The organism is Nostoc sp. 2RC, assembly GCF_014222165.1.
Classification (GTDB): Bacteria; Cyanobacteriota; Cyanobacteriia; order Cyanobacteriales; family Nostocaceae; genus Nostoc; species Nostoc linckia.
On the sequence record NZ_JACKZU010000029.1, the window covers coordinates 12478 to 36370 of the forward strand.

The 23893-nt window shown below is 39.9% G+C and carries 23 protein-coding genes and 1 pseudogene; 12 read left to right on the top strand and 12 right to left on the bottom strand.

Annotated features, from left to right (window positions below):
* Positions 1-63 precede the first annotated feature (63 nt).
* From sufD to sufB, 3 genes are all read right to left on the bottom strand, one after another.
* The gene (sufD, locus tag GNE10_RS05645) at positions 64-1422 is read right to left on the bottom strand and encodes a Fe-S cluster assembly protein SufD (RefSeq protein ID WP_185564028.1); all 1359 of its coding nucleotides are present in this window, start codon (positions 1420-1422) and stop codon (positions 64-66) included.
* Complete coding sequence (gene sufC, locus GNE10_RS05650) at positions 1422-2210, bottom strand: Fe-S cluster assembly ATPase SufC (RefSeq protein ID WP_099067265.1); 789 nt, start codon at positions 2208-2210, stop codon at positions 1422-1424. The genes sufD and sufC overlap by 1 nt, the downstream gene beginning before the upstream one ends.
* A 253-nt stretch (positions 2211-2463) precedes the next feature.
* The gene (gene sufB / locus GNE10_RS05655; RefSeq protein WP_185564029.1) at positions 2464-3903 is read right to left on the bottom strand and encodes a Fe-S cluster assembly protein SufB; all 1440 of its coding nucleotides are present in this window, start codon (positions 3901-3903) and stop codon (positions 2464-2466) included.
* A gap of 238 nt (positions 3904-4141) precedes the next feature.
* Here sufB and sufR point away from each other — a divergent pair, with 238 nt between their 5' ends.
* The gene (gene sufR, locus GNE10_RS05660; protein ID WP_185564030.1) at positions 4142-4822 is read left to right on the top strand and encodes an iron-sulfur cluster biosynthesis transcriptional regulator SufR; all 681 of its coding nucleotides are present in this window, start codon (positions 4142-4144) and stop codon (positions 4820-4822) included.
* A 113-nt stretch (positions 4823-4935) separates the two neighbouring features.
* The gene (locus tag GNE10_RS05665) at positions 4936-5196 is read left to right on the top strand and encodes a hypothetical protein (RefSeq protein ID WP_099067268.1); all 261 of its coding nucleotides are present in this window, start codon (positions 4936-4938) and stop codon (positions 5194-5196) included.
* 529 nt (positions 5197-5725) lie between these two features.
* Here the strand turns inward: GNE10_RS05665 and GNE10_RS05670 are convergent.
* Positions 5726-6055, bottom strand: coding sequence for a KGG domain-containing protein (locus GNE10_RS05670; protein ID WP_185564031.1), 330 nt, complete (start codon positions 6053-6055; stop codon positions 5726-5728).
* Positions 6056-6486: 431 nt separating this feature from the next.
* Between GNE10_RS05670 and GNE10_RS05675 the strand changes: the two genes are divergently transcribed.
* Positions 6487-6945 carry a YbhB/YbcL family Raf kinase inhibitor-like protein gene (locus GNE10_RS05675; RefSeq protein WP_185564032.1) on the top strand — a complete coding sequence of 153 codons (459 nt, stop codon included), beginning with the start codon at positions 6487-6489 and terminating at the stop codon, positions 6943-6945.
* Between the two features lie 242 nt (positions 6946-7187).
* Here the strand turns inward: GNE10_RS05675 and GNE10_RS05680 are convergent, their stop codons facing one another.
* On the bottom strand, positions 7188-7811 hold the full coding sequence (locus tag GNE10_RS05680; RefSeq protein WP_099067271.1) for a hypothetical protein: 624 nt from the start codon (positions 7809-7811) through the stop codon (positions 7188-7190).
* Between the two features lie 435 nt (positions 7812-8246).
* On the bottom strand, positions 8247-8573 hold the full coding sequence (locus GNE10_RS05685) for a YbjQ family protein (RefSeq protein ID WP_099067272.1): 327 nt from the start codon (positions 8571-8573) through the stop codon (positions 8247-8249).
* A 956-nt stretch (positions 8574-9529) separates the two neighbouring features.
* On the opposite strand from GNE10_RS05685, the gene GNE10_RS05690 reads away from it, so the two are divergent.
* The gene (locus GNE10_RS05690) at positions 9530-10210 is read left to right on the top strand and encodes a tetratricopeptide repeat protein (RefSeq protein ID WP_185564033.1); all 681 of its coding nucleotides are present in this window, start codon (positions 9530-9532) and stop codon (positions 10208-10210) included.
* 2 nt (positions 10211-10212) lie between these two features.
* Here the strand turns inward: GNE10_RS05690 and GNE10_RS05695 are convergent, their stop codons facing one another.
* A complete protein-coding gene (locus GNE10_RS05695; protein WP_185564034.1) occupies positions 10213-11115 on the bottom strand; it encodes an ABC transporter ATP-binding protein in 903 nt (300 codons plus the stop codon).
* Between the two features lie 801 nt (positions 11116-11916).
* Between GNE10_RS05695 and GNE10_RS05700 the strand changes: the two genes are divergently transcribed.
* Together GNE10_RS05700 and GNE10_RS05705 are read left to right on the top strand one after the other, a co-directional pair.
* Positions 11917-12669: a hypothetical protein gene (locus GNE10_RS05700; protein WP_185564035.1), complete on the top strand. Its 753-nt coding sequence runs from the start codon at positions 11917-11919 to the stop codon at positions 12667-12669.
* Between the two features lie 3 nt (positions 12670-12672).
* Complete coding sequence (locus tag GNE10_RS05705; RefSeq protein WP_185564036.1) at positions 12673-13287, top strand: DUF4231 domain-containing protein; 615 nt, start codon at positions 12673-12675, stop codon at positions 13285-13287.
* A gap of 466 nt (positions 13288-13753) precedes the next feature.
* On the opposite strand, the pseudogene GNE10_RS05710 reads toward GNE10_RS05705, so the two are convergent.
* From GNE10_RS05710 to GNE10_RS05720, 3 genes and pseudogenes are all read right to left on the bottom strand, one after another.
* Positions 13754-14202: pseudogene (locus GNE10_RS05710) on the bottom strand (HNH endonuclease).
* Positions 14199-14438 (bottom strand): hypothetical protein, encoded by a 240-nt coding sequence (locus GNE10_RS05715; protein ID WP_099067278.1) that lies wholly within the window; start codon positions 14436-14438, stop codon positions 14199-14201. Before GNE10_RS05715 ends, GNE10_RS05710 begins: the two are co-directional and overlap by 4 nt.
* Before the next feature lie 189 nt (positions 14439-14627).
* Positions 14628-17444 carry a pitrilysin family protein gene (locus GNE10_RS05720; protein ID WP_185564037.1) on the bottom strand — a complete coding sequence of 939 codons (2817 nt, stop codon included), beginning with the start codon at positions 17442-17444 and terminating at the stop codon, positions 14628-14630.
* 474 nt (positions 17445-17918) lie between these two features.
* Between GNE10_RS05720 and GNE10_RS05725 the strand changes: the two genes are divergently transcribed.
* The 4 genes from GNE10_RS05725 (at position 17919) to GNE10_RS05740 (ending at position 19197) form a co-directional block, all read left to right on the top strand.
* On the top strand, positions 17919-18170 hold the full coding sequence (locus GNE10_RS05725; RefSeq protein ID WP_185564038.1) for a YlcI/YnfO family protein: 252 nt from the start codon (positions 17919-17921) through the stop codon (positions 18168-18170).
* Positions 18163-18594, top strand: a complete 432-nt coding sequence (locus tag GNE10_RS05730; RefSeq protein WP_185564039.1) for a type II toxin-antitoxin system VapC family toxin — start codon at positions 18163-18165, stop codon at positions 18592-18594. Before GNE10_RS05725 ends, GNE10_RS05730 begins: the two co-directional genes overlap by 8 nt.
* Positions 18595-18707: 113 nt before the next feature.
* Positions 18708-18938, top strand: coding sequence for a hypothetical protein (locus GNE10_RS05735; protein ID WP_185564040.1), 231 nt, complete (start codon positions 18708-18710; stop codon positions 18936-18938).
* The gene (locus GNE10_RS05740; protein ID WP_185564041.1) at positions 18913-19197 is read left to right on the top strand and encodes a type II toxin-antitoxin system RelE/ParE family toxin; all 285 of its coding nucleotides are present in this window, start codon (positions 18913-18915) and stop codon (positions 19195-19197) included. Before GNE10_RS05735 ends, GNE10_RS05740 begins: the two co-directional genes overlap by 26 nt.
* Positions 19198-19278: 81 nt before the next feature.
* Here the strand turns inward: GNE10_RS05740 and GNE10_RS05745 are convergent, their stop codons facing one another.
* Positions 19279-19755: a Uma2 family endonuclease gene (locus tag GNE10_RS05745; RefSeq protein ID WP_099067281.1), complete on the bottom strand. Its 477-nt coding sequence runs from the start codon at positions 19753-19755 to the stop codon at positions 19279-19281.
* Positions 19756-19874: 119 nt separating this feature from the next.
* Here GNE10_RS05745 and GNE10_RS05750 point away from each other — a divergent pair, with 119 nt between their 5' ends.
* On the top strand, positions 19875-20684 hold the full coding sequence (locus tag GNE10_RS05750) for a tetratricopeptide repeat protein (RefSeq protein WP_185564042.1): 810 nt from the start codon (positions 19875-19877) through the stop codon (positions 20682-20684).
* Positions 20685-20771: 87 nt separating this feature from the next.
* Here GNE10_RS05750 and GNE10_RS05755 read toward each other — a convergent pair whose 3' ends face one another.
* Positions 20772-22838: a prolyl oligopeptidase family protein gene (locus GNE10_RS05755; RefSeq protein WP_185564043.1), complete on the bottom strand. Its 2067-nt coding sequence runs from the start codon at positions 22836-22838 to the stop codon at positions 20772-20774.
* Between the two features lie 382 nt (positions 22839-23220).
* On the opposite strand from GNE10_RS05755, the gene GNE10_RS05760 reads away from it, so the two are divergent.
* Positions 23221-23799 (top strand): Uma2 family endonuclease, encoded by a 579-nt coding sequence (locus GNE10_RS05760; RefSeq protein WP_185564044.1) that lies wholly within the window; start codon positions 23221-23223, stop codon positions 23797-23799.
* Positions 23800-23893: the final 94 nt, after the last annotated feature.

Genomic DNA, 23893 nt, shown 5'->3' on the forward strand with positions numbered 1-23893 from the left:
CTTGGGATTGAAACTTTTTTAAATCTTGGATTTTGAATGTTCAATCCAAAATCCAAAATTGGGTCAAGATTCAAGCGAGATTGACTTAAGATTATTAACTGTGCTTAACAGGTTTTCTCGGAGAGAGGGAACGGGTATTTGGTTGATAATTTCAGCGGCGAAGGCGTTAATTAACAATTTGCGGGCATCATTTTCATCAATTCCCCGACTTTGGAGGTAGAAGATTTCATCGTCCTCTAATTGACTGACGGTAGCGCCATGAGCGCATTTGACGTTATCGGCTGTAATTTCTAATTGGGGTTTGGTATCGACTCTGGCTTTTGATGATAGCAGTAAATTTCGATTTAGCTGAGCTGCATCTGTCAGCTGCGCGGGTTTGGGAACAAAAACTTTACCATTGAACACAGCATGAGCGCGATCGCCAACTATACACTTATGCAACTGTTTACTTGTACCATGAGGATAATTCAAAGCGATCGCACTGTGGGTATCCGCCAATTGCTTGCCATAAATCATCGTCAACCCATTGAGAGTAGTTTGGGTTTGTTCGCCAGTTTGCAAAACTTCCAAATTGTGCCGCGATAATTTTGCACCGAAAGTTATGGCATGACAAGTATATCGGCTATCGCGGGACTGAGTTACAGCAGTCTTACCTATATGAAAAGCCTCTCCACCTTCTTGCTCAACCCTAGTGTGACTCACTTCGGCATTTTCACCAAGCCAAATTTCTGTCACCGCATTAGTCAAGTAAACCCCTGGTTCTGTAAGGTTTCTGTACTCCTCCACCAAAGTCACCTGCGAACCACCTTCAGCCACCACCAAACAACGGGGCTGGGAAATCGTCGCCCCCTCACCCGTAACTGCAACAAACACTAGATGAATTGGCGTCTCAACTACCACATTCTTCTTTACCCAAACCACCGCTGCATCAATGATTCCAGCAGTATTCAAAGCCGTAAAAACCTCCTGCGCCCCCTCAGCTTGAGCTAAATATTGTTGTACGGCTTCCTGTTCAGCCACAGATAACCCAGCCAAATTACTCACCACTACTCCAGGGGGTAAATCTTTGACTGCGGATAACTCCGACGCATAAACGCCATTCACAAAAACCAAACGACTGTTAGCCGTTTCTTTTAAAATCTCTGGTAAAGACGTTACATGTAACGTCTCCACATTAAATTGCACCTGTCGCAGAGAAGATAAATCAGTAAAGCGCCATTCTTCTTCTCGCGTGTTGGGGATAGTAGAGTGGCGTACCACATTAGCGGCGCTTTCCCGTAAACCTTGCAGCCACCCTTCTGTTTTGGATGCGGTTACTTGATTTAACAAGTTAATTAAATACGCATCTTTATCCAACAGAGTCGCAGTTAAACTCACTGCATCAGAGTTAGGAATTGAGCTAGGAGAAACTTGAATCGTCATTAGACACCCACCTCAGCCGCAAATTCTGCCAGCACCCAGTCATAACCGCGAGACTCCAATTCTAGTGCCAATTCCTTACCGCCACTGGTGAGAATTCGCCCGTTTGCCATGACATGAACAAAATCCGGCACAATATAATCGAGTAACCGTTGGTAGTGGGTAATTAAAATCGTGGAATTTTCTGGACTTGCCAGTTGATTTACGCCATTCGCCACAATTCTCAGCGCGTCAATATCCAAACCCGAATCAGTTTCATCCAAAATTGCCAACTTCGGTTCTAACAGCGCCATTTGCAGAATTTCATTCCGCTTTTTCTCACCACCAGAAAACCCTTCATTCAAACTCCGATCTAGGAAAGCGGCATTCATTTTTACCACTTCCAGCTTTTCCTCAATTAAATCATCAAAATCAAAGGCGTCTATTTCTTCTAAACCCTGTGCTTTGCGCCGGGAATTGTACGCCACCCGCAAGAAATCCAAATTGCTGACACCAGGAATTTCCAACGGATATTGGAAAGCCAAAAACACACCACTTCTTGCTCTTTCCTCTGGTTCCAACTCCAGCAGATTTTGTCCTTGGAAAATCACTTCACCGCCAGTCACCTCATACGCCGGGTGTCCAGCCAACACCTTAGAAAAGGTACTCTTACCAGAACCATTGGGCCCCATGATCGCATGAATTTCACCCGATCGCACCTCCAAATTCACACCCTTTAAAATCGGTGTCCCATCAACATTAGCCGTCAGATTCCTTACTGACAGCACAACTTCGCTATTTTCAATAATCATCTTCTCTCCCTTCTCTTTCTTCTCTTTCTTCTCTTTCTTCTCTTTCTTCTCTTTCTTTGCGCCCTTTGCGTCCTTTGCGGTTCGTTAATTCCAATTGCAAATCTAGACACCTAGCATAGGTAAAGAAAAATCGAACTACAGAGGACGCAGAGAACACGGAGAAATAAGAGTTAGAGAGTTTTTTTGCATAAATTCTGGCATAGACAAACAAACACTGATGTATCCGTGTTCATCTGTCTATTTTTGCTTCCATCTATCCAACACTGCCTTCCAACTTCAAACTCAACAACTTATCAGCTTCCACAGCAAATTCCATTGGTAGCTGATTGAAAACATCCTTACAAAAGCCGCTAATCATCATCGAAATTGCGTCTTCTGAAGAAATGCCCCGTTGAGCGAAGTAAAATAACTGGTCTTCCCCAATCTTAGAAGTAGAAGCTTCATGTTCTACCTTGGCAGTATTATTTTGCACCTGGATATAAGGGAAAGTATTGGCGTGGGCATTATCCCCAATCAGCATGGAGTCGCATTGAGAATAGTTTCTCGCCCCTTTAGCAGTTGGGTTGATTTTCACCAAACCCCGGTAACTGTTACTGGATTTACCTGCGGAGATTCCCTTAGAAATAATTGTACTGCGGGTATTCTTACCTACGTGAATCATCTTTGTACCCGTATCGGCTTGCTGCATATTATTTGTCAGCGCCACAGAGTAGAATTCACCCACAGAGTTATCACCCACCAACACGCAGCTAGGATATTTCCAAGTAATTGCCGAACCTGTTTCTACTTGAGTCCAGGAAATCTTGGAATTTACGCCCTGACATAAACCGCGCTTAGTGACAAAGTTGTAAATACCGCCTTTACCGTTGGCATCCCCAGCGTACCAGTTTTGGACGGTGGAATATTTAATTTCGGCGTTGTCCAGGGCGACGAGTTCCACCACAGCAGCGTGCAGCTGGTTGCTGTCATACATTGGCGCGGTACAACCTTCGAGGTAGGAAACGTAGCTACCTTCTTCGGCGACAATCAAAGTCCGCTCAAATTGTCCCGTGTCTCCGGAGTTGATGCGGAAGTAGGTAGACAGTTCCATCGGACATTTGACACCTTTGGGTATGTAGACAAAGGAACCATCGCTAAATACCGCAGAGTTGAGGGCGGCAAAATAATTGTCAGCTATGGGAACGACACTACCCAGGTATTTTTTTACGAGTTCTGGGTGTTCCTGCAACGCTTCGGAAATCGAGCAGAAAATCACGCCGTCTTTGGCTAGCTTTTCTTTAAATGTAGTGGCAACAGAAACGCTATCAAAAATCGCATCCACAGCCACATTGGCCAGTCGCTTTTGTTCCGATAAAGGAATACCCAACTTTTCAAAGGTTTCCAGCAGGGTGGGATCGACTTCATCTAAGCTGTTGAGTTTTTCTTTCTTGCGTTTTGGCGCTGAGTAATAAATAATATCTTGATAATTAATGGGCGGATACTTGACGTTCGGCCAAGTTGGTTCTGTCATTTTTTGCCACTGGCGATAAGCCTTCAGGCGAAATTCCAACATGAACTCTGGCTCGTTTTTCTTCGCCGAAATCAAGCGGATAACATCCTCGTCTAATCCACGGGGGATAGTATCCGTCTCAATGTCGGTGACAAAGCCGTACTTGTAAGGTTGGTTGACTAAGGTTTTGACAGTGGCACTCATCGCTAATAATCTCTTGTGTTCAGTTCAATCTCTTTAAGGATGGGAGACAAGATATTGCCGATTCCCATATCGCGTTACGGAGTGGTTACACGGCTGCTAGAATGGTAGTGGAGACTAAAACAACATGGCTATTGTTTTATGTATCTCCATTTTACGCTAAATTAACAACAACAATGTTGTCAAAGTCAAATTTCAAAAGAAATTTTTGGGACGTTCCCGCAGCGTCTGACATCAGAAGATGGCGACTATCAACCAGTCCTCAACCAAGCAAGAGATCCTAGAGTATCTGCACAAGCACGAAAAAGCAACAGCAATTGAGCTAGCTGAAGTTTTAGACGTTAGCAAGCAAGCGATTCGCCGTCACCTGAAAGATTTGGAGACGGAGGAGCTAGTTTTGTTTTCCATATCAGAACAAGCTGGCATGGGGCGTCCGCAGCACGTTTATCAACTAAGTCGTCAAGGACGCGATCGCTTGCATCGAACAATTAGCGATCGCTTTGGTGACGCCAGTGGTAATTTTGCTGTTTCATTGCTGGATACCTTAGCAGAAACCGTAGGACACGACCAATTTAAAACGATTTTACAAAAACAGTGGGAGCGTAAAGCACAAGAATATCGCGATCGCGTGGGTAACGGTTCCCTAAAAGAACGCGTAGCCAACTTAGTAGAGTTGAGAAAAGCTGAAGGTTTTATGGCAGAGTATCACTCTGTTGATGTGCATGACTCCTCTAGAAGTGAAAGCTTCATATTATTAGAACATAACTGCGCCATTTCCAACGTTGCTGAATCTTTCCCCACAATTTGCGGTCATGAATTACAAATGTTTGCAGCCGTATTACCAGATTGTACAGTAGAACGCACCCACTGGATTATCAACGGCGAACACCGTTGTGGTTATTTAGTAAAAGCTTGTAATTAGTCATTAGTCATTGGTCATTGGTTATGAATTATTCTCCCTTGTCTCCCTTGCCTCTCTCATCTCCCCATACCCAATACCCCATGCCCAACAAAATAAATTTGAGATAGCATTTTATGGATGTAGCACCACAGCAACCGTCAACGCAATTTTTAACACTGGAGGAGTCAGCACAAGTAGACGCGGCTTTGTTATCTTCCCCAGAAAAATTTTTAACCAGATTAACAGTTTCATCACTTAAACTTTTAAAATACATTGCTCAAGAATACGGTGTTGCTATTGAAGACTTGACAGCACAACAAGTAATTGCTTGGTTTGAAAAAGATGGAAAAATTCGCCGCGAGCAAGGAATTGAAGCTTCATTTTTGAAGTGGTAATTGTGGTCACAAAGTCTAAATAAAAAAAAAATAACCATATACAATATCCCGCTTATAGAAAACAGAAATGTTTCTTATAAGCGGGATATTCATCAATAAGATAAGTAGAAGGACTAAATTAAACCTAATATCATGTCCGGTAAATTACTTGTGATATGTCATTGCGAGTGCAACGAAGTGGAACGACGCAATCGCAAGGATTCTGCGATTACTTTACTTCGCTATCGCTACGTACCCTGTAATGACAAGCATTTAGCCGGACTTGATATAACTCGATCTCGCCGGGTTTCGACACTTCGACACGCTCAGTGCATCGCTGCGCTCAACCCTCTTGGAATAAGCTTACCGGACATTGAGCGGAGTCGAAATGCGTCTTCTAAATAATTGTGTCCACCTACTTATATCTTGGCAACTGTACCTAAAGGCTATTTATGGAAGTGAGAAATTTGAAATTATATACTCACCCATCCTGTCAACTGTCAACAACCAACACGAAAAGATGACAAATCAAATGCTGTTGGCAGCTTATCTATTTATTTTTGTGACTCTGGCGTCCTGCTTTAGAATGTTGTTCTGATGTGCCTCCTTGGGTTCCCTTTTCTTGAGTATCGGAATCTTTATTATCTTGATTACGACTGCCTTTGTGGGAACTCTTGCCTCCTTCACGGCCGATTTCAGCCATGTGTTCTCTATCCTGACTTACAGCTTCACCACCTTTGTGTCCAGCTTCACGAGCTTCTTCAGGTGTAAATTCATGGGCGGTACCCTTCTCATGGGCAGCTTGTCCGCCTTTGCTTGCTATTTCACGTTGCTTATCTTCATCCATTGAGGCAAAACCACGCTTGCTTGTATCTGACATGAGAATACTCCTGGTTACTAATTAAAACTTTGACTTTTTCAGCCAATCAAAACCTAAAATTGGTTTTCCATTACATCTATTGACTCCCTCTATTTAGCTACTGAAATCAGCTATCTTCATGAACCTTAGGAGATAAAAAATAAAAACTTTTCCTCAACTTTTGACGTAGAACTAAAGTTGTTAGTTGATATTAGAATCTATAGCTAAAATACAGTTTAATACTACCAAATAATAAACTTGATATTGGCTGGCTTGTTAATACAAAATTTTAGATCGTGATAATTTTTGATAAAATAAAAATACTAAATTTTATCTTTAGGCATATAGTTATATTTGTGTTAATAACATTGCTTGTAGTTAGTTGTAATTCTGAAAATAGAATTATTAGAAATTCTGGCAATAGTAATCAAATAAATAAGGAAACAAACACGATGAAATTAGAAAGTAGCGCTTTTAAATCTAATGAATTAATTCCTGCTAAATATACTTGCGATGGTAAAGATATTTCTCCACCTCTCCTTTGGGATGAAATTCCCATAGGAACGCAAACTATAGCATTGATTGTTGACGATCCTGATGCACCAGGACGAATATTTGTTCATTGGCTTGTTTACAATATTCCAAATACAACTCACCAACTAACAGAGCATACTCCAACTGTAAAAACTCTACCCAATGGTGCAGTACAGGGTAAAAATGATTTTGGTAAGTTTGGTTACGGCGGCCCTTGTCCACCAAGTGGCATCCATCGTTACTTTTTTAAACTTTATGCTTTAGATAAAAGCTTAGATTTAGCCACAGGGGCTACAAAAAACCAAATTTTAGCAGCAATGGAAGGTCATATTTTGGCAAGCGCAGAATTGATTGGAAGATACCAACGCCAGTCTTAATGAAGAATACAGAATTCAGAATACAGAATACAGAATCAATTAATGTGTTAGGTCTGCGGGAAGGGATGGGGTAGTTCCGACTTATACCGATTGAAAAAATCTTTGGGCCCCTACGATACCTCTGTCTCATTTTTTTTTAATGATTACTCTTGAATTGTGTTTTGATAAACAAAAAGCACCTTTTTTGAAGGTGCTTTTAAAAGAATGCAATAAATATTAGAAATTGGCGAAGGGCTAATTTTTTAAGGATTGTAATTGTTAGTCCGAGGACTGCGAGCGCCACTTACAGATCCCATCATTGCAGCCACTAAACCCAACAAGGAACCAAACACAAACCACCACAATCCCGAACGTACATTAGCTGCAATGTCGCGAGCTTCTTGAGCTGTTACGTTTGTTCGTGGCAAATTAGGAGTGCCAACTTGGTTTATGACTTGTGCGGCGTTGGAAGCAGCAACACCAAAAGCACCAGATACTCCACTTGCAAGTAACCAAGAACTAGCTGCCAAAGTAGTTGCCCAAAGAATTGCCCCGTTAAGAAGAGCTGTATTCCGGTTCATTGGCCCGCAAGCGCGAGCTGTCACCCAACCGCCAGTAAATAAAGAAATTAATAAAGCAATAGTTGACCAAAGCCCCGCACTACCAGCAGCATTGGGGGCTATTGACCTGGGCGCACCTGAACCTTCAACTGTACCTGCTGCAACAGCACCAATTATGGCGCTCAAAATTAATTGAGTAGCTAAAGCAATTAACAAACCAGCAAGAATTGGCCCCCAGCGAACAAGATCGTGATATTCCACTACCCGGCCTGCTACCGCAGGCTCAGTAGAAATAACTTCATTGCCTGTTCGATTTACGTATGACATAGCTTATATTCTCCAGTGCTGTTTCAGCAAAGTTTTTGTTCAGGTATATTTATGTTGTATGCTTCAAATTAAATAACTAAATTATGTGCTTTAATATCTATCAATAGAAATAACTAATATGTCTATCTTTAGTTATAAAAAAGAGACTTTATTTAATAGGTTGTAATCCAATTTAACTGGAATTAAATTTTGTGAATAATTACTCATCAAATGTGGATGTAAAAATTTTTAAAATATGGCAAGGGACTGGGGACTGGGTAAAAAGTCTTTTGATGTCTAAGTTTTATCGTTTGTTAATGTCCTAATCACCTTGGGTCTTGTTATGAAATTTAAAATAAAACCCAACTATAAATTTTCTGATGAACTAGCCTAGTTGTATCTGCAATTAGGCTAAATACAAAACTTTATGAAAATTATCACAAATAGAAATAAAAATTAACGTATTCTCACAGCAGTACCTGTGGCGGTAATCAGCATTAAAACTCCTGACTGATCGACATTAATGGTGCCAGTATCAATTTCTATACCGATTACAGCATTTGCTCCTAAACGTTGCGCTCGTTGTTCTAATTCATCTAAGGCTTTGCGTTGACCCTGTTCAAATAAACGCTCGTAACTACCGGTGCGTCCACCAACAATATCCCGAATCCCTGCTAAAAAATCTCGCAAAAAATTGCTTCCATAAACAACTTCTGCTGTGACAATACCTAAATATGATTCGATAACGGCTCCTTGAATCACATCAGTAGTAGTTATAATCATCGATTACCCTCATGAATATACATCAATATTATATCTAGAAAAATAGGCAAAAACGAACAGGGAACAGGGAATGAGAAAGAGATATTTTATCGATGTTTGTGGGATTTTCTTGTAATTAACTGTCTTGAAAATAGAAAGTAGGAGTAGAGGGAATCAATCATTTTCAGGTTTGGTTGTGGGATGTTCTGGTGATGGACTGCTTTGATATTTGCAGTCATTTGTGTAGTAAGATAATTGGGAATAAATAATTTGGTATTTGAATTTGCTCCCTGGAGGAGTAGGTAAAGATACAATTAATCTCTGCTCTAATTGCTCTTTTTAACTAGGTGGAGATCATTTAATTAGGGATTCCAAGTAATTTATACTTAGACAACTAAAGTGTGTTATGGACAAGTTTAATATATATACTCTGTAGACAATTTTACAAAAGCGATCGCCACTCCACTTGAGAGTATTGTCTAATTAGAAATAAAATTTTTAGGAACATTTTGTTTGTTGAATCGATCTTACCGTGTAATGACTAAAAAACTATCCAAATACCTGGATATTGGTCTACTAAAGTTAGTATCAAGGAATCAAGTTTGAGAAAAATTAGATACAGATTCAGTAAATTTTTCCACAAAATAACAAACTACTATGAATGTTTTAGTCTCTGCCAATATTTAGTACATCGCCAATCAAAGGTTAATTGCAATATTTTTAAATAAGTGTAAGCACTGAGGGAATCTGTAACTTTTGTTATTTTAATGATTGATATGCAGAAGAATTTACTTTGCTGATTAAGAGCTTACACAGCACCAATCAGTAAAAACTCTGTTATCTCGTGTTGATTGTAAAGGAAAGAGCAAATGAACAATTAATGTCTAAATCAATGCGAAAAAATACAGTTTTCAAAAGTCCACATTTTTGTTTTAATGTACAAGAAAAAAGTCCTCTAAAATTTCAGGAAATTTACTGTGTACAAGCCAACATCATTTGTGTTTAGTGTGCTGTTACTAGGATGTTTTGCTTTTACTATGCCTACGCCAGTACAGGCTCAGGTGTTAGTGGCGCAAAATAAAAACCCAGAATTAAAGCAATTACTAGAAGAAGGGCGGAGGTTAGTAGATACAGGTGATTATGGAGGCGCGATCGCAGCTTATCAACAAGCAGCTAGCCTAGATCCCAAGAATGCTAAGATTCATTCAGGTATTGGTTATTTATACGCTCAACAAGGAAATTATCAAGCGGCATTAACGGCTTATCGTAAGGCGATCGCCATCAACCCTAACAATAGTGATTTTTATTACGCTGTCGGTTACATCAAAGCTAATTTGGGAGACACTCTAGGGGCAAAAGAAGGTTACCGTCGTGCCATACAGTTGAACCGTAATAATGTTAACGCCTACTTAGGCTTAGCTGTAACTCAATCTCGGCTTGGAGATTATACTGCTGCTAGCTGGGCATACGAACAAGCACTTAGTTTAGATAGAAATAATGCCCAAACGTATGAATTAATGGGTTCTATGTATAAACAGCGACGGCAAGCTAAACAAGCCAACACTGCACTCCAAAAAGCCCGCGACTTGTATAAGCGCCGCAATGACTTAGATGGCGTGGACAGAGTGGAAGCCATGCTGCGCCAGTTAGGAGGATGAAATTAATCTAACTGGCGTCCAGTTAATTCCACAAAAATGTCTTCCAGATTCGAGGGACGCACCATCATTCCAGTTTTATCAGGCTGTTGATTCAAGTAAATATTTGCTGCTTCTAACGAAGGGAAAAACAAATATTCTAAAGATAAGGCACTGTCACTTCCTACTTCCGATAAATTTAATTGCTTCATCACCAAACCTTCACCGTAAGTAGAACGCAGTTCTTTTAGGGTTCCTAAAGAAATTAGTTTCCCGCCATCCATAATACCGATGCGTCCTGGTTTGGCGGAACCGAAAGCATCGCAGAGAAATTCGACCTCATCCATATAATGAGTCGTTAGTAGCATCGTCATCCCCTGCTTATTCAAATCTCGAATAATTTCCCAAAGGCGTCGCCTAGTTTGGGGGTCTAGTCCTACTGTTGGTTCATCCAAAAACAACATTTGCGGCTGATGCAATAATGCTCTTGCTATCTGCAATCGTCGTTTCATACCCCCAGACAAGGTTTTGACCAAATCATGACGTTTTTCCGTGAGTTCAACATATTCCAACCATTGATTAATTAATTGTTGTCGCTGCGGGTTGCTAATATGATGTAGCCTCCCATGCAGTTCCATATTTTCCCAAACAGTTAAATCGTTATCTACACTGACTTGCTGCAAGACTACGCCAATACTTTGTTTTGCCAACATTGATTGGTTGACCACATCATAGCCATTGATTTCTATCCGTCCTTTGGTGGGTTTGGTGAGTGTAGTCAGCATCCGAATGGTGGTGGATTTTCCTGCGCCATTGGGGCCTAGTAGAGCAAATATTTCTCCTGCTTCAATTTGAAATGACAAATCATTAACTACAGGCACGTTGTTGTAAAACTTGTAGACATTTTCTAATAAGACAGCAGCAGTCATGGTAATTTTGCCCCGATTAAAAATTTCAAATCACCGCAATCAGAATTGAGAATTCAGAAATAGAATAGGCTCTGTGCCTAGATACCAGATATACAGCATTTTTCAGGTATATGAACTACATCGATAGGGGCATAATACCAATTCGCAATGAACTTCGCCTCCCCGCTTGCATAACTGTACAGACAAACGAGCTAACGCTAAAGTAGCAAATTTAGTCGCAAAAATAAAAATGTGACCGCAAAAATAATAAATGCCACCGCGAAAATAAAAATGCGAGCGCGAAAATAAAAATGCGAGCGCGAAAATAAAAATGTGACCGCAAAAATAACAAATGCGATCGCAAAAATAATAAATGCGATCGCAAAAATAATAAATGCGATCGCAAAAATAACAAATGCGATCGCAAAAATAAAAATGCGATCGCGAAAATAATACCTATTCAAAAAATATTTGCGACAGATACCCCACCCGCCTAAGGGCACCCTCCCCTTGTCAAGGGGAGGGGTCTTGTCTATGTGTCGCATTCTTTTTGCGAGATTGCCGTTCGTGGGTTTTAGATCCCCGACTTCTTGAAGAAGTCGGGGATCTGGTCACAAATGAAAACTTATCTCTGTATCCTCTGCGTCTGGAGTTGTCAAACCTCAGAGAACAGCGAGTTAATGGTGCAAGCGTCATTAACCCACCCTCGTAAATTGGCGAAAGTATTGTTTAATACAATAGAATTTATTGGAATAATTGGAATTAGCTTTGCATTAAATTTATTAATGTATTTCAATTTCCACATCTTAAATAGATATACAAATGAACAATTGTTTGAAACTTACCTTTGACAGCAGAAAAACAGCATTAGCGATTCGAGTTAATCAGCCAGTAGAATTGCCAAATGCTTTACAGCAAATAGGACTTAGTGATTCTCGTCCTGTTTTAGTGGTGGTGGGGGGTGCAAGTAATATCAGTGAAACAGACTTTCTCCGCATCCAACGGTTGTTTGTGGAAGTTTTAGCCCCCATTGCTGAAACTTTGGGCGCTTATGTGGTCGATGGGGGTACGGATGTGGGGGTTATGCGATTAATAGGTACGGCTCGTTCTCAGATGGGTGCTAAGTTTGCTTTGGTTGGCGTCACACCCACAGGCAAAGTTGCTTTACCAAATAAATTAGAAACGGATGCTGATTTAACGCCATTAGAGCCAAATCACACTCATTTTGTGCTAATTCCTGGTAGTAATTGGGGCGATGAATCTCCTTGGATATCTAATGTTGCAACGGTGTTGGCTGGGAACGCACCTTCGGTGACAGTGCTGTTGAACGGTGGTGAAATTACCTTTCAAGACGCCTTTTGTAGCGTTAATACTGGTAGGTTAGTTGTAGTGATTGGTGGTAGTGGTAGAACCGCAGATATACTTGCTAGTGCTTTGACTGGAAACCCAACGGACGATCGCGCCCAAGAGTTAGTAAAATCTGGTAAATTCCAGTGTATCAACTTAATCGACATAGAAAGGCGAGTTGATGACTTGGGGGAAATAATTAAGGGTTTGCTTGCTACCAAGGAGTAAATAATGGCGAAAAAAGATGGTTATCAAGAATTTTTAAAGGAAGATTTTAAGAAATTATTTGCCGGGATGAAGTTAACTGATGTCCAAAAACATTTTTTGGAATCGCGCTGGTTAGAGCAAGTACTGTGGATGGAAGGTAAGGCGAATCTGGCACGCGATCGCTATTATTTTTTACGGTTAACAACTATCATTGGTGGCATCATTCTTCCGGCATTAGTCAGTTTAAATATTAATACTATTTCCCCCGAAAGTAAAACCACAAGAAATTTAATTGTTGGTTCAACTTTTGTGATTAGTCAATTAGTTGCTATTAGTGCTGCCATTGAAGAATTTTTTCATTATGGAGAACGTTGGCGACACTATCGCCGTACAGTGGAATCTTTGAAAACCCAAGGATGGCAATTTTCACAATTGGCGGGCCCTTATCGTGATTATACAACTCACCTACAAGCATTTAATTTGTTTGCTGGTCAGGTAGAAGACATTATTCAGCGAGATGTGGAAGTATATGCCACTCAAGTTGTACTAGAGAAGAAAGAAGAAAAGCAGAATCAAGAAAACTATATTTTCACGCAAAATGCACAAATAACTAATGTTGAAGAAAAGAAAGAAGAATAAAGTGTCATGAGTGTTTAACTTAGCACTATAGTTTTTGTTGGTTGTTGGTTGTTGACGGTTGAAAGTTAAATAAACTCCCCCCTGTTAAAGAAAAACAAGGGGAGAGAAAAACTAAAGTCCGGTAGGGTAATCGGGCTATTTAAGTTTTTATTATTTCTGAACTTTATCTTATTCCTCCTGAAGATAGAGAAAAATCTCTTATAAATTCTATGTTGGTAGCATTTGAAAAAAATTCCCCATTTTTGTTTAAAAATGGGGGAACGTGGAGTTAAAGTTCGTCAGGTGATCGGAATATCTGTTTATTTTGTCCTGATAATCTCTTTCTCAATTCCTCCGCAAGATAGATAAATAATTAATCAATATACTGATGGATGTATTCTTCAACACTTTAATACCAAAGAATAACTCTTTTATTCGCTTTCAGAAAAAAAGGCACAAAAGCTATGCTCCTCAAAACTTCACTTTCTTACACTTGTCGTGGATCTTCATCAGGTGGATGCCAACCACCTTTTATCCACAGACGACGCGCTTTGATAATAGACCCTTCGTTGTGGCGTTCATCATTGAGGTCTAAACGATTACAAGTAGCTCGTCCTATGGAAGTAATGCCAACAATTTTTAGACCATCTGCTGACCAAATAAAGTGGTCGTACCATTTTTGCTGCCGTGGATTAAACAGAGGTACAATTTCTCCTGTATTCGGATCGATTCCAGTTATAAAGTTATGCGATATCCATTACAACGCTGGCAAGCTAATCCTAAGTTATTGTGGTCATCTGAGCCACCAAGAGACTGAGGCATAATATGGTCAATAGAAAATAAAGCGGCACTTGCTTCTTCTGAAGAATGACAGTATTCGCAAAGAAACTTAGCTCTTTCTCTGACGAATTTTTTAGTAGCATCATTAACTGTCATGACTCAGAAATGATTTTGGCATTGAGCAAGGTAAAAATTCTATCGAGTTCCAATATGCCTGACAATTCAGCCTCTTCTTCTGAAGTTAGCAATCCGGCTTTTTTCTTCTGTGAGAGTTCTTCAAGTCGAGACTGTAATTCTTCAGTAAATTTAAATAAATATATATCCCTAACTTTACTGAGTTTGATTCCAGAATCTACCCAGAATGAGGGTTGAACCATCATTTGAGTAATCATAAGCTGTATGTCTCGTTTAATTGAGCAGAATGCTGGTATTCTAACAGCAAATCTCACAAAATTAGCATTAGTTTGAATCTGGGTTGGTTAACTTAATACATTTTAGATTTAGCATGAAGCGTTGAGAGAGGTGGGGATGTGGAGTGAAATTTTCTCCCCATCTCCCTCAAAGAACGAGTTGAAGTTTTTTTAGCTACCCTTGGGTACAGAATCTCCAGGGCCAGCTGTGACAATTACCAAATTTTGTGGCTGAATTAAATCCTGAATTACTTGTTTGATTTGAGCCATAGTAACTGCTTGAATTTGTTGGGGGAATTCTCGAATTTCTGTTTTTGAAAGTCCTAAGACAGCATTATCTAAAATGATGCTAGATACGTTACTTGGATTAGCTAAATCCACAGGGTAACTGTTAGTAATTGAGCGTTTTGCTGTGTTTAATTCAGCTTCAGTTACTCCTTGTTCGCGTAATTGTTTGAGTAAAGCAACTGTACTGGCGATCGCTTTTTGGGCATCTCCGGGAGCAGTCTGCATTTGAATCAAGAAGGGGCCGGGATTAACTCCAGCAGCAAAAGCACTGTAAATACCATAGGTTAAACCCTGGCGATCGCGTACTTCTGTTCCCAAGCGACTGGCTAAGGTATCGCCACCTAAAATTTGATTCAGCACCAATGCTGCATAGAAACGCTTGTCTTTCCTAGAAATACCGTTGTAACCGATGTAAGTTACAGCTTCAGCTTTACCGGGAATTACTTGGTTTAATTGTGTCGAGGTTTGTGGTAATGGTACTGAGGGAACTTTGAGAACGGGTGGCTTTCCAGTGGCTTCCCATTTACCAAATTCTTCATTTAACAATGCTTTTGCCTTAACTGCATCGAAGTCTCCCACTAAGGCGATGGTTGTGGTATCTGGTCGGTAATGTGTCTGATAGAACCTAAGCAAATCATCACGAGTAATGCTTTTTAAACTTTGTTCCGTGGGGAAACTGTGGAATGGATGGTTTTCCGGGTAAACTGCCTGTTGAAATACCCGTCTTCCCAAACCGTTGGGGTCATCTAGCTGGACTTTGAGACTTGTTACCGCCCTTTGGCGACTGAGTTCTAACTGGTCAGCCAGGAATGTGGCATTTTTTAAGACATCTGCCAGAGTTTGAATTAATATAGGCAGGTTTGTTGACAAGCCCTCACCAGTGATGTTTACGCCTTCGCGGCTAGCACTGAAGTTTAAACCCACTCCTTGGTCTTCTAAGGTTTTTGCTAAGGTGAGAGCATTTTGGGTCTGGGTTCCATTCATTAAGTTGATTGCAGTTAGATTTGCTAATCCAGACTTTTGATTGCTGTCAAATTCAGTACCAGCGTCAATTTGGCCGCTGAGATTAATGGTTGGAACATTGCGATCGCTCAATAACAAAACTCGCAAACCATTATTCAAGGTAAACTCTTCTGGAAGCGATTGTTTTTTGGAATCTGTTGTTGATTCAGCCGGTGGCAGATATTTAGCTAGTTCTGCGGGATCTACTGGTTTACCAGGGCTGAAATTTTCCACTGTGCGCCCAGAACCAGCGCTGGAAGTTCCTGGTTGACCATCTGGTTGGGTCGGCTCAAAGTAGCCGATGGTTTGTTTAGCGGGATTCAGATAAGTTTTTGCTGCTTTTTGTATCTGGTCTGGGGTGACTTTAGCGATCGCAGCAAGGTACTTTTCAATAAAATGATAATCTCCGGCTACAGTTTGGTTATAGCCTAGTAGGTTGGCCTGACTGGTGATGTCCTGGTTACCCAATATATATGAGGCTTGGAGTTGCGTCTTAGCTCGCTTCAACTCTTCTGGGCTAACTGGCTGCTGTTGGAATTTTGTCAAAGTTTCCTCAAGTACCTGGGCAATTTTGCTTAATTCTTGGCCAGGAGCCGCCGTAGCATCAATTTGATACCAACCTGGTTCGATGAGTTCCACAGCACCACCACTAACTGAACTAGCGAGTCCAGTTTCTACCAAAGCCTGGTAAAGCTTAGAACTACGTCCACCTGTGAGGACAGCATCCATTACGTCAATTGCTGGCACATCAGGATGCTTGATATCTGGGAGAGGATACAGTGCTTGTAGTAATGCTGCACTTCCAGGTTGCTTGAGGACAATGGGTGCTTTTTTATTAGCAGGAGTAGCTGAGGAAGCATCGGTAACAGAGGAAGATGTCAAGAAATTATCCAGCGCTTTGCTTGCATCATCAAGCACCTTATCTTGTTTTGCTTGTGGCGATACCTTACCAAAAGTTTCCTTCACAACTTTCAGCACAGGTTGTGTAGCAAAATCCCCGGTAATCACCAAGGTGGAATTTTCTGGGCTGTAGTACTTTTGGTAATAATTCCGCACCTGCTCCACCGTAAATTTCTCGACATCAGCTTTTGTGCCTCCCACTGGTAAGCCATAGGCTCGACTTGGGAAAGCATTCCGCATGACTTCCCGATTCAAACGATACTCTGGTGAATTTTCGTAGCCTTGTAATTCAGAGATGACTACTCGCTTTTCACTTGTGAGTTGCTCAGGGTTAATTAAAGCATTTTTCATGCGATCGGCTTCTAGTGTCAGCAATGCTTCGAGTCTGTCTCGCTGCACTGTACCAAAATAGGCTGTTTCGTCATAACTGGTAAAAGCATTGAATTGACTACCCAAAGCACTAAACAACCGTCCAAACTGCACTGGACGGTCGGTTGTACCTTTAAACATCAAATGTTCTAGCTGGTGGGAAATACCATTTTCTCCCTTAACTTCGTTGCGGGAACCGACTTTATACCAAACCTGCACGCTCACCACAGGAGCGGTGTGAACTTCTTTGGTTAGGACAGTTAAACCATTATCCAATACTGTTTTTTGCACTCCTTGGGTGAACGAGAGTGCAGATACGGGTGCGGTGGCTGTTGGCGTTGCAGCAATGGTAAAGTTGCCCGAAAACGGCACTAATGTGAGGAGAAAACTCAGTAAAAATCCGATAAGCATGTATGCACGTGGCTTCATAAGCAGCGGGAAATAAAAAATTTAACTTGATAAAACACAATTTCAGAAGAAATGCCAAGTTTTGACAAAGTTCAAAAACCTCGAATTTTGAATTTTGGATTTGGCTAAGCAAAAACCAGGAAGTCAATCAGTGCGGTATTGTCAAGGACTTTTCTAGCTACTGGTTGAGCTTTATAAACTAGTAATTTCATCCTAATTCATGTCTCAAGTTCCCATCAGACTGGAAACACAACGCTTGGTGTTACGTGGATTTCAGGATAGTGACATAGCCGCGTTCTTATCCTATCGCTCCGCTTCCCAAATGGCGAAGTATCAAAGTTGTGATACACCTTACTCAGAAGTAAAAGCGTTTAAATTTATACAATCAATACTGAAGGTGTAACGAAGTTACTCGAATATTTATTTACAGAACACAAACTGCATCAAAAAAGTAGTTACACTAAATGGTATCACTATTTAGTTACACTTGTTTTTATGGAACGCGAAGCCTTAACAATCCGTTTTCCATCTGACCTCCTTGCCAAAGCTAGAAAACTCAAACAAGGCAGCGAATCATTTAATGATTTAATAGTTGAGGCTTTAGAAAATGAGGTGCGACGCCGCCGGGGATGGGCTGCTCATCAACGAATTATTGCTCGTAGCGAAACTGTTAAAGCCAAAACAGGAATACAACCAGCCTCTACAGATTTGATTCGCAATCTCAGGGAAAATACAGGACGTGACTAAAGTTTTATGCTTAGATACTAGTGTTTGGATTCCCTACCTTGTACCAGAAGTTTATCAATCTCAAGCCAGAACCCTAGTAGCAGAAGCTTTGGGCTTGAGTATACGCTTGGTTGCTCCAGCTTTTGCTTGGGCAGAAGTAGGTTCTGTACTGCGGAAGAAAACACGGATGGGAGTTATCACAACAGAGGAAGCACAAGGTTTTTTTGAAGACTTCTGCGAACTTCCCATTGATTACATTGAAGAAGAGGTAATTAGGATCAAAAGCTGGGAAATTGCAGAGCAATATGGATTATCTACACTTTATGATGCAGCTTTTCTGGCTTGCGTTGAAACTACATCTGCGGAATTTTGGACAGCTGACGCTGCACTTGTGAGACAACTTACGCCCCGACCAACTTACCTACGAGAATTAGGAGAAATATAACAGTTTAGGGAAGTTTAACTTTTAATACGTATTACATTCTATTTAACAAAATGCTCGCCAACTCATAGAAAAGTGATTTACGTTATAATCTTGACAAAACCTCGTAAAATTTTATGAATACAGTAGAAATTCGCCAGCAAATTCAAGAATATGTCAATAAACTTTCACCAGAGAGATTATTAGTAGCTGCTGATTTTTTAGCGTATTTAGCAGAAAGAGAAGATAATGAAGCAACTGAAGAATTATTGAAAATAGAGGGTTTTAAAGAAGCGTTGGCTAAAGCAAAGAAGAATGTTGAAGAAGGTAAGGTAATTTCTCTTGACCAACTCCAACGAAAATATTAAGTATACTGTTATTATTGGTATTGATGCTCAAGAATTTTTTGAATCTTCTTCTGCTTCTTTACAAAAGAAATTAGATCGTTGTTTTGAACGTTTAAAGATCTATCCTCGTAATTATCCTAATATAAAACCTTTAAAAGGCGAGTTATCAGGTTTTTATCGTTATCGTGTAGCAGACTACCGGGTTATTTATCAAATAGATGATATCTTAAATCAAGTAACGATTATTTTGATTCAACATCGAAGTAGAGTTTATGAATAAGTTTCAGCGATAGCATAGACGCTTTGTAGCAGCTTGCCCCAGGCATCACATTGCGAAAAAAAGGGATAAAATCGAGCTTAATTATCGTTTAATTTGTTGAGGAAAGTTCGGAACTAACAACGATCGCTCTAATTCACCTTGCTCGTTATAAAACTTCATTTCACCTTGTTCGTTACATAACCATACTTCCACAGCTTGAGCTTCTAAATACAAATTTTTTTTAAATTCCATTTCTTCCCAAGTGTTACTACTGGATTTAACTTCTACACAAATTTCTGGTGCAATAGACGCTGATATTTCATTTTCAATTTGAGTAAAACGTTCCTCTGAACACCAGACAACATCAGCAACTTTCACGCTATCTGATGTGTTAATAGCACATTCTGGCATTACTTCTCCGGTATGCAATAAAGATTCTAATAAACGTTGAATTCTGCCTTGATAAAAAGAATGTTTAATTTTTACTGGACTCATTACGATTTGACCCCATTTATTTAATTCGATTTTGAAGGGTAAATCTTGTAATTGTTTGTTTTCGCAAACTTCTTCCCATCTCATAGTTAATATTTAGCTAGAGCGATGATTTAATTTTAACTCATCTATTAATATTGAGATTCCCCCTCTGATTGCAAATAAGAGAGTGGGACGAAACCCAGCCCTACTATCTCAATTAATTCATGAAGATTATTGAACAAAACCAGCATCGGCTCATTTTGCGTTTCCAAAAATCGCTTTGGGGTGTATTACTCATTAGTATAACTTTGATTCCATTTGGTCTTTTCCTTTGTTTGTTGGGGTTGGTACTCCAGCGTGCTGATTATCCTGGAATCATCGCCGTAGTGAGTGGATGCGTAATGCTTGTAATCAGTCTATATACAATAATTAAAGATACAGAAATTACTACTTATACCTTTGATAAACCCAAAAATTCCATTCTCTGGGAAAGACAAAATCGATTCAAAATTTTACAGACAAAATCTGTTGAGTTTCCCTGTCATCTTATTTCAGGTATTGAAGTAGAAGATTTCAGTAGTTCTGAAGGAGGAATATCTTTTTATCCGAGATTAATTTTGCCATCAATCTACTGGCGCTTTTATCTAAAATCTAATGGTAGCTATGAGAGTGCTGTAAGTATTGCCAAAACGATTGCACAGTTTTTAGATATCCCCTATTTTGCTAACAAATCGGAAGCACCTACTTCAACGCTTAATATAAAAATTATGGCAAACCGAGAACCTGGGCAATCTTCTTGGCAATACCTAGAAAATCAAGTAGAGCTTTTGCGACAACAGTTAGAGCATCATCCTAACGATCCAGACATTCATCAAGACTTAGGAATTTCGTTGTACTATCTGAATAGATGTATACACCGAAAGGAAGCAGTTACGCATCTGCAACAAGCAGAAAGATTATTTGAGTCTAGAGAGGATAGCGATCGCGCGGCTATTGCAAGGGTAATGACAGCGCTTCTAACTTGGAACTACTGATGTCGAGGAAAACTTTTTGTGTCAATTGATTATTGATTTAGTTAGTTTAGCCTCCTAGAGTGGGCAATGCCCACCCCGACAAAGTTGCTAAACTTCAACATCTAAAGTACGCACCAAAAAAGCCCATTTATCGGCGGCTTCCTCGATAATTTTAGCTGTGGGTTTACCTGCTCCATGTCCTGCTTTAGTCTCAATTCTAATTAACACTGGCGCATCACCTGTGTGATTTGCTTGCAAAGCGGCGGCAAATTTGAAACTATGAGCGGGAACAACGCGGTCGTCGTGGTCGGCTGTAGTAATCAAGGTTGCAGGGTAAGCTGTGTCTGGTTTGAGATTGTGCAATGGTGAATAAGCATACAACGCCGGAAATTCTTCTGGATTATCAGGGGAACCATATTCAGCAGTCCAAGCCCAGCCAATGGTAAATTTGTGGAATCGTAACATATCCATAACGCCCACTGCTGGTAAAGCTGCACCAAACAAATCGGGACGCTGAGTCATACAAGCACCCACTAATAAACCGCCGTTACTTCCACCTGCGATCGCCAGTTTATCAGTTCTAGTATACTTGTTAGCAATTAACCACTCAGCTGCGGCAATAAAATCATCGAAGACATTCTGTTTTTTCTCCTTCATTCCCGCTTCATGCCATTCTTCACCATACTCGCCACCACCGCGTAAATTCGCCATTGCATACACACCACCAATTTCCATCCACACCAACAAACTCACTGAAAAACCAGGTGTCATGGAAGCATTAAAACCACCATAAGCATAAAGATAAGTGGGGTTATTCCCATCCAGTTTAATGCCTTTTTTGTGAATGATAAACATTGGCACTTTAGTACCATCTTTGCTATCATAAAAGACTTGTTTTGTCTCGTAATCATCAGGATTAAAATCTACCTTTGGTGCGCGGAAAACCTCGCTTTTTCCAGTTACCATATCGTAGCGATAAATAGTCCCTGGTATGGTAAAGCTAGTAAAATTATAAAAAGTTTCAGTATCGTAACGCTTACCACCAAAGCCACCCACCGAACCAAGTCCCGGTAATTGTACCTCCCGGATAAATTCACCCTTGAGGTCAAAAATTTTAATTTGGCTGTGAGCATCTTTTAAATAATCAGCAACCCATTGGTTATTGAGAATGCTAACACTTTCCAAAGTTTCTGCTGACTGGGGAATAATTTCTTGCCAATTTTCTCGTGCAGGCTTTTTGGTATCAATGGCAATTAATCTTCCCCGTGGAGCGTTTAAATTTGTACGAAAATAAAAGACGCTTCCATCATTATCAATAAAGCTATAATCTGCCTCAAATTCGTTAATTAATTCTACAACTTCAGCATTGGGATTAGTCAAGTCTTTGTAGAATAGTAAATTTTTGGAATCAGTTCCCGACCAAACAGAAATTATGAGATAGCGTCCATCTTCAGTGACACCGCCACTAAAACCCCATTCTTTTTGGTCGGGACGATGATAAATTAATGTATCTTCTGACTGGGGTTTACCTAATTGATGATAGTAAAGTTTTTGATAAAAATTAACATCTTCTAATTGAGTTTTTTCCTTCGGTTCATCGTAGCGACTGTAGAAAAAACCTTCACCATCATGTGTCCAAGATGCACCAGAAAATTTAATCCATTTCAAATGGTCTTGTAAATCTTCTCCAGTTTCAATATCACGGACTTTCCACTCTTGCCAATCAGAACCAGATGTAGATATACCGTATGCTAAAAGTTTACCATCCTCGCTAATGGATAATCCCGAAAGCGCAACAGTACCATCTTCTGAGAATTTATTAGGATCGAGTAAAATTCTAGGTTCAGCATCCAGAGATTTTAGTGTGTAGAGGACACTTTGATTTTGCAACCCATCATTTTTAAAATAAAAGTATTGTTCGCCTTCTTTAAAAGGGATACTATATTTTTCATAATCCCATAGTTTCGTCAGGCGTTGTTTAATTGTTTCCCTAGCCGGAATTTCACCCAAATAGCCAAAAGTAACTTGATTTTGTGATTCAATCCAAGCCCTTGTTTCTGGGGAATCAGGATTTTCTAACCAACGGTAGGGATCTGTAACCACAGTACCGTGATAACTATCGATTTGATTACTCTTGTGACTGGATGGGTAAGTGAGGGATTTTTCAGAGTACATAATATCAGGTTAAAAGTACTATTTTACATATTACAAACATACATTGCAGATTTGGAGTATATACTAGGTACAACATTTCATGAATTCGTAGCGAATTCTCTGCGCCCCTACCCTACGCAAAAAAGAAGCGCCTATACGTTTCAATTTCAACCTGCAATTCGCTACAATCTTATGCAAAGCTGTACTAAGCTAGTGTGCGTCCAAGTTGCAGATTATTTGCTTAAGCCCGTCATGAGCCATAGTCCTTCGTTCTTTGCTAATGACAAATGAAGTGATTGTGCAATTGACCAAAAACAAAAAAGATACAAACCCCATTATTTATTTATGGGTATCTGGAATTTTGAATTTTGAGTTTTGAATTTTGAATTTGGAGCCAAGCGACGTGACTGTTTTGACTTTAAACTTACCAGCTAATCTCCAGTTTACAGATGAAGAATTTGAACAGATTATTGCTGTCAACCAAGATTTGCGTTTAGAATTAACATCTCATGGAGAACTAGTAATCATGCCACCCACAGGAGGAGAAACGGGTAATCGTAATTTTGATTTATTGGGACAACTTTGGTTTTGGAATAGCAAAAATAATTTAGGTAAAGCTTTCGATTCTTCCACTGGTTTTAAACTTCCTAATGGTGCAACTCGCTCTCCTGATGCTTCGTGGATAAGGAGAGAAAAATGGGATGCTCTCACACCACAACAAAGAAAAAAATTTCTCCCATTGTGTCCAGATTTTGCAGTAGAACTAATTTCTGAAACTGACGATCTAGAAGATACTCGAACTAAGATGCAAGAATACTTAGCAAATGGCTTACAATTGGGTTGGTTAATTAATCCTAAAGATAAACAAGTCGAAATTTATCGTTCTAATCAAATACCTGAAGTTTTACAATTTCCCGCAAGTTTATCTGGTGAAGATGTTCTCCCTGGTTTTATTTTAAATCTACAAATAATTTTTACATAATCATTAGACTTCTAAGAGAAGTCGGGAAAAGAGGAAGGGGAAAGGTTTGGTATTTTCCCTTTTTCCAATAAAGATGTATTCCTTTTCCCACAAG

What these genes read in the sequence shown, in the direction of transcription:
- sufR (WP_185564030.1), top strand. Translation starts at nt 4,142, where the DNA reads ATGGCGACTATCAACCAGTCCTCAACCAAGCAAGAGATCCTAGAGTAT.
- GNE10_RS05735 (WP_185564040.1), top strand. Translation starts at nt 18,708, where the DNA reads ATGAATACAGTAGAAATTCGCCAGCAAATTCAAGAATATGTCAATAAA.
- GNE10_RS05755 (WP_185564043.1), bottom strand. Translation starts at nt 22,838, where the DNA reads ATGTACTCTGAAAAATCCCTCACTTACCCATCCAGTCACAAGAGTAAT.
- GNE10_RS05745 (WP_099067281.1), bottom strand. Translation starts at nt 19,755, where the DNA reads ATGAGATGGGAAGAAGTTTGCGAAAACAAACAATTACAAGATTTACCC.
- GNE10_RS05695 (WP_185564034.1), bottom strand. Translation starts at nt 11,115, where the DNA reads ATGACTGCTGCTGTCTTATTAGAAAATGTCTACAAGTTTTACAACAAC.
- sufB (WP_185564029.1), bottom strand. Translation starts at nt 3,903, where the DNA reads ATGAGTGCCACTGTCAAAACCTTAGTCAACCAACCTTACAAGTACGGC.
- GNE10_RS05680 (WP_099067271.1), bottom strand. Translation starts at nt 7,811, where the DNA reads ATGTCATACGTAAATCGAACAGGCAATGAAGTTATTTCTACTGAGCCT.
- GNE10_RS05700 (WP_185564035.1), top strand. Translation starts at nt 11,917, where the DNA reads ATGAACAATTGTTTGAAACTTACCTTTGACAGCAGAAAAACAGCATTA.
- GNE10_RS05720 (WP_185564037.1), bottom strand. Translation starts at nt 17,444, where the DNA reads ATGAAGCCACGTGCATACATGCTTATCGGATTTTTACTGAGTTTTCTC.
- GNE10_RS05725 (WP_185564038.1), top strand. Translation starts at nt 17,919, where the DNA reads ATGGAACGCGAAGCCTTAACAATCCGTTTTCCATCTGACCTCCTTGCC.
- GNE10_RS05670 (WP_185564031.1), bottom strand. Translation starts at nt 6,055, where the DNA reads ATGTCAGATACAAGCAAGCGTGGTTTTGCCTCAATGGATGAAGATAAG.
- sufC (WP_099067265.1), bottom strand. Translation starts at nt 2,210, where the DNA reads ATGATTATTGAAAATAGCGAAGTTGTGCTGTCAGTAAGGAATCTGACG.
- sufD (WP_185564028.1), bottom strand. Translation starts at nt 1,422, where the DNA reads ATGACGATTCAAGTTTCTCCTAGCTCAATTCCTAACTCTGATGCAGTG.
- GNE10_RS05715 (WP_099067278.1), bottom strand. Translation starts at nt 14,438, where the DNA reads ATGATTACTCAAATGATGGTTCAACCCTCATTCTGGGTAGATTCTGGA.
- GNE10_RS05675 (WP_185564032.1), top strand. Translation starts at nt 6,487, where the DNA reads ATGAAATTAGAAAGTAGCGCTTTTAAATCTAATGAATTAATTCCTGCT.
- GNE10_RS05750 (WP_185564042.1), top strand. Translation starts at nt 19,875, where the DNA reads ATGAAGATTATTGAACAAAACCAGCATCGGCTCATTTTGCGTTTCCAA.
- GNE10_RS05665 (WP_099067268.1), top strand. Translation starts at nt 4,936, where the DNA reads ATGGATGTAGCACCACAGCAACCGTCAACGCAATTTTTAACACTGGAG.
- GNE10_RS05685 (WP_099067272.1), bottom strand. Translation starts at nt 8,573, where the DNA reads ATGATTATAACTACTACTGATGTGATTCAAGGAGCCGTTATCGAATCA.
- GNE10_RS05705 (WP_185564036.1), top strand. Translation starts at nt 12,673, where the DNA reads ATGGCGAAAAAAGATGGTTATCAAGAATTTTTAAAGGAAGATTTTAAG.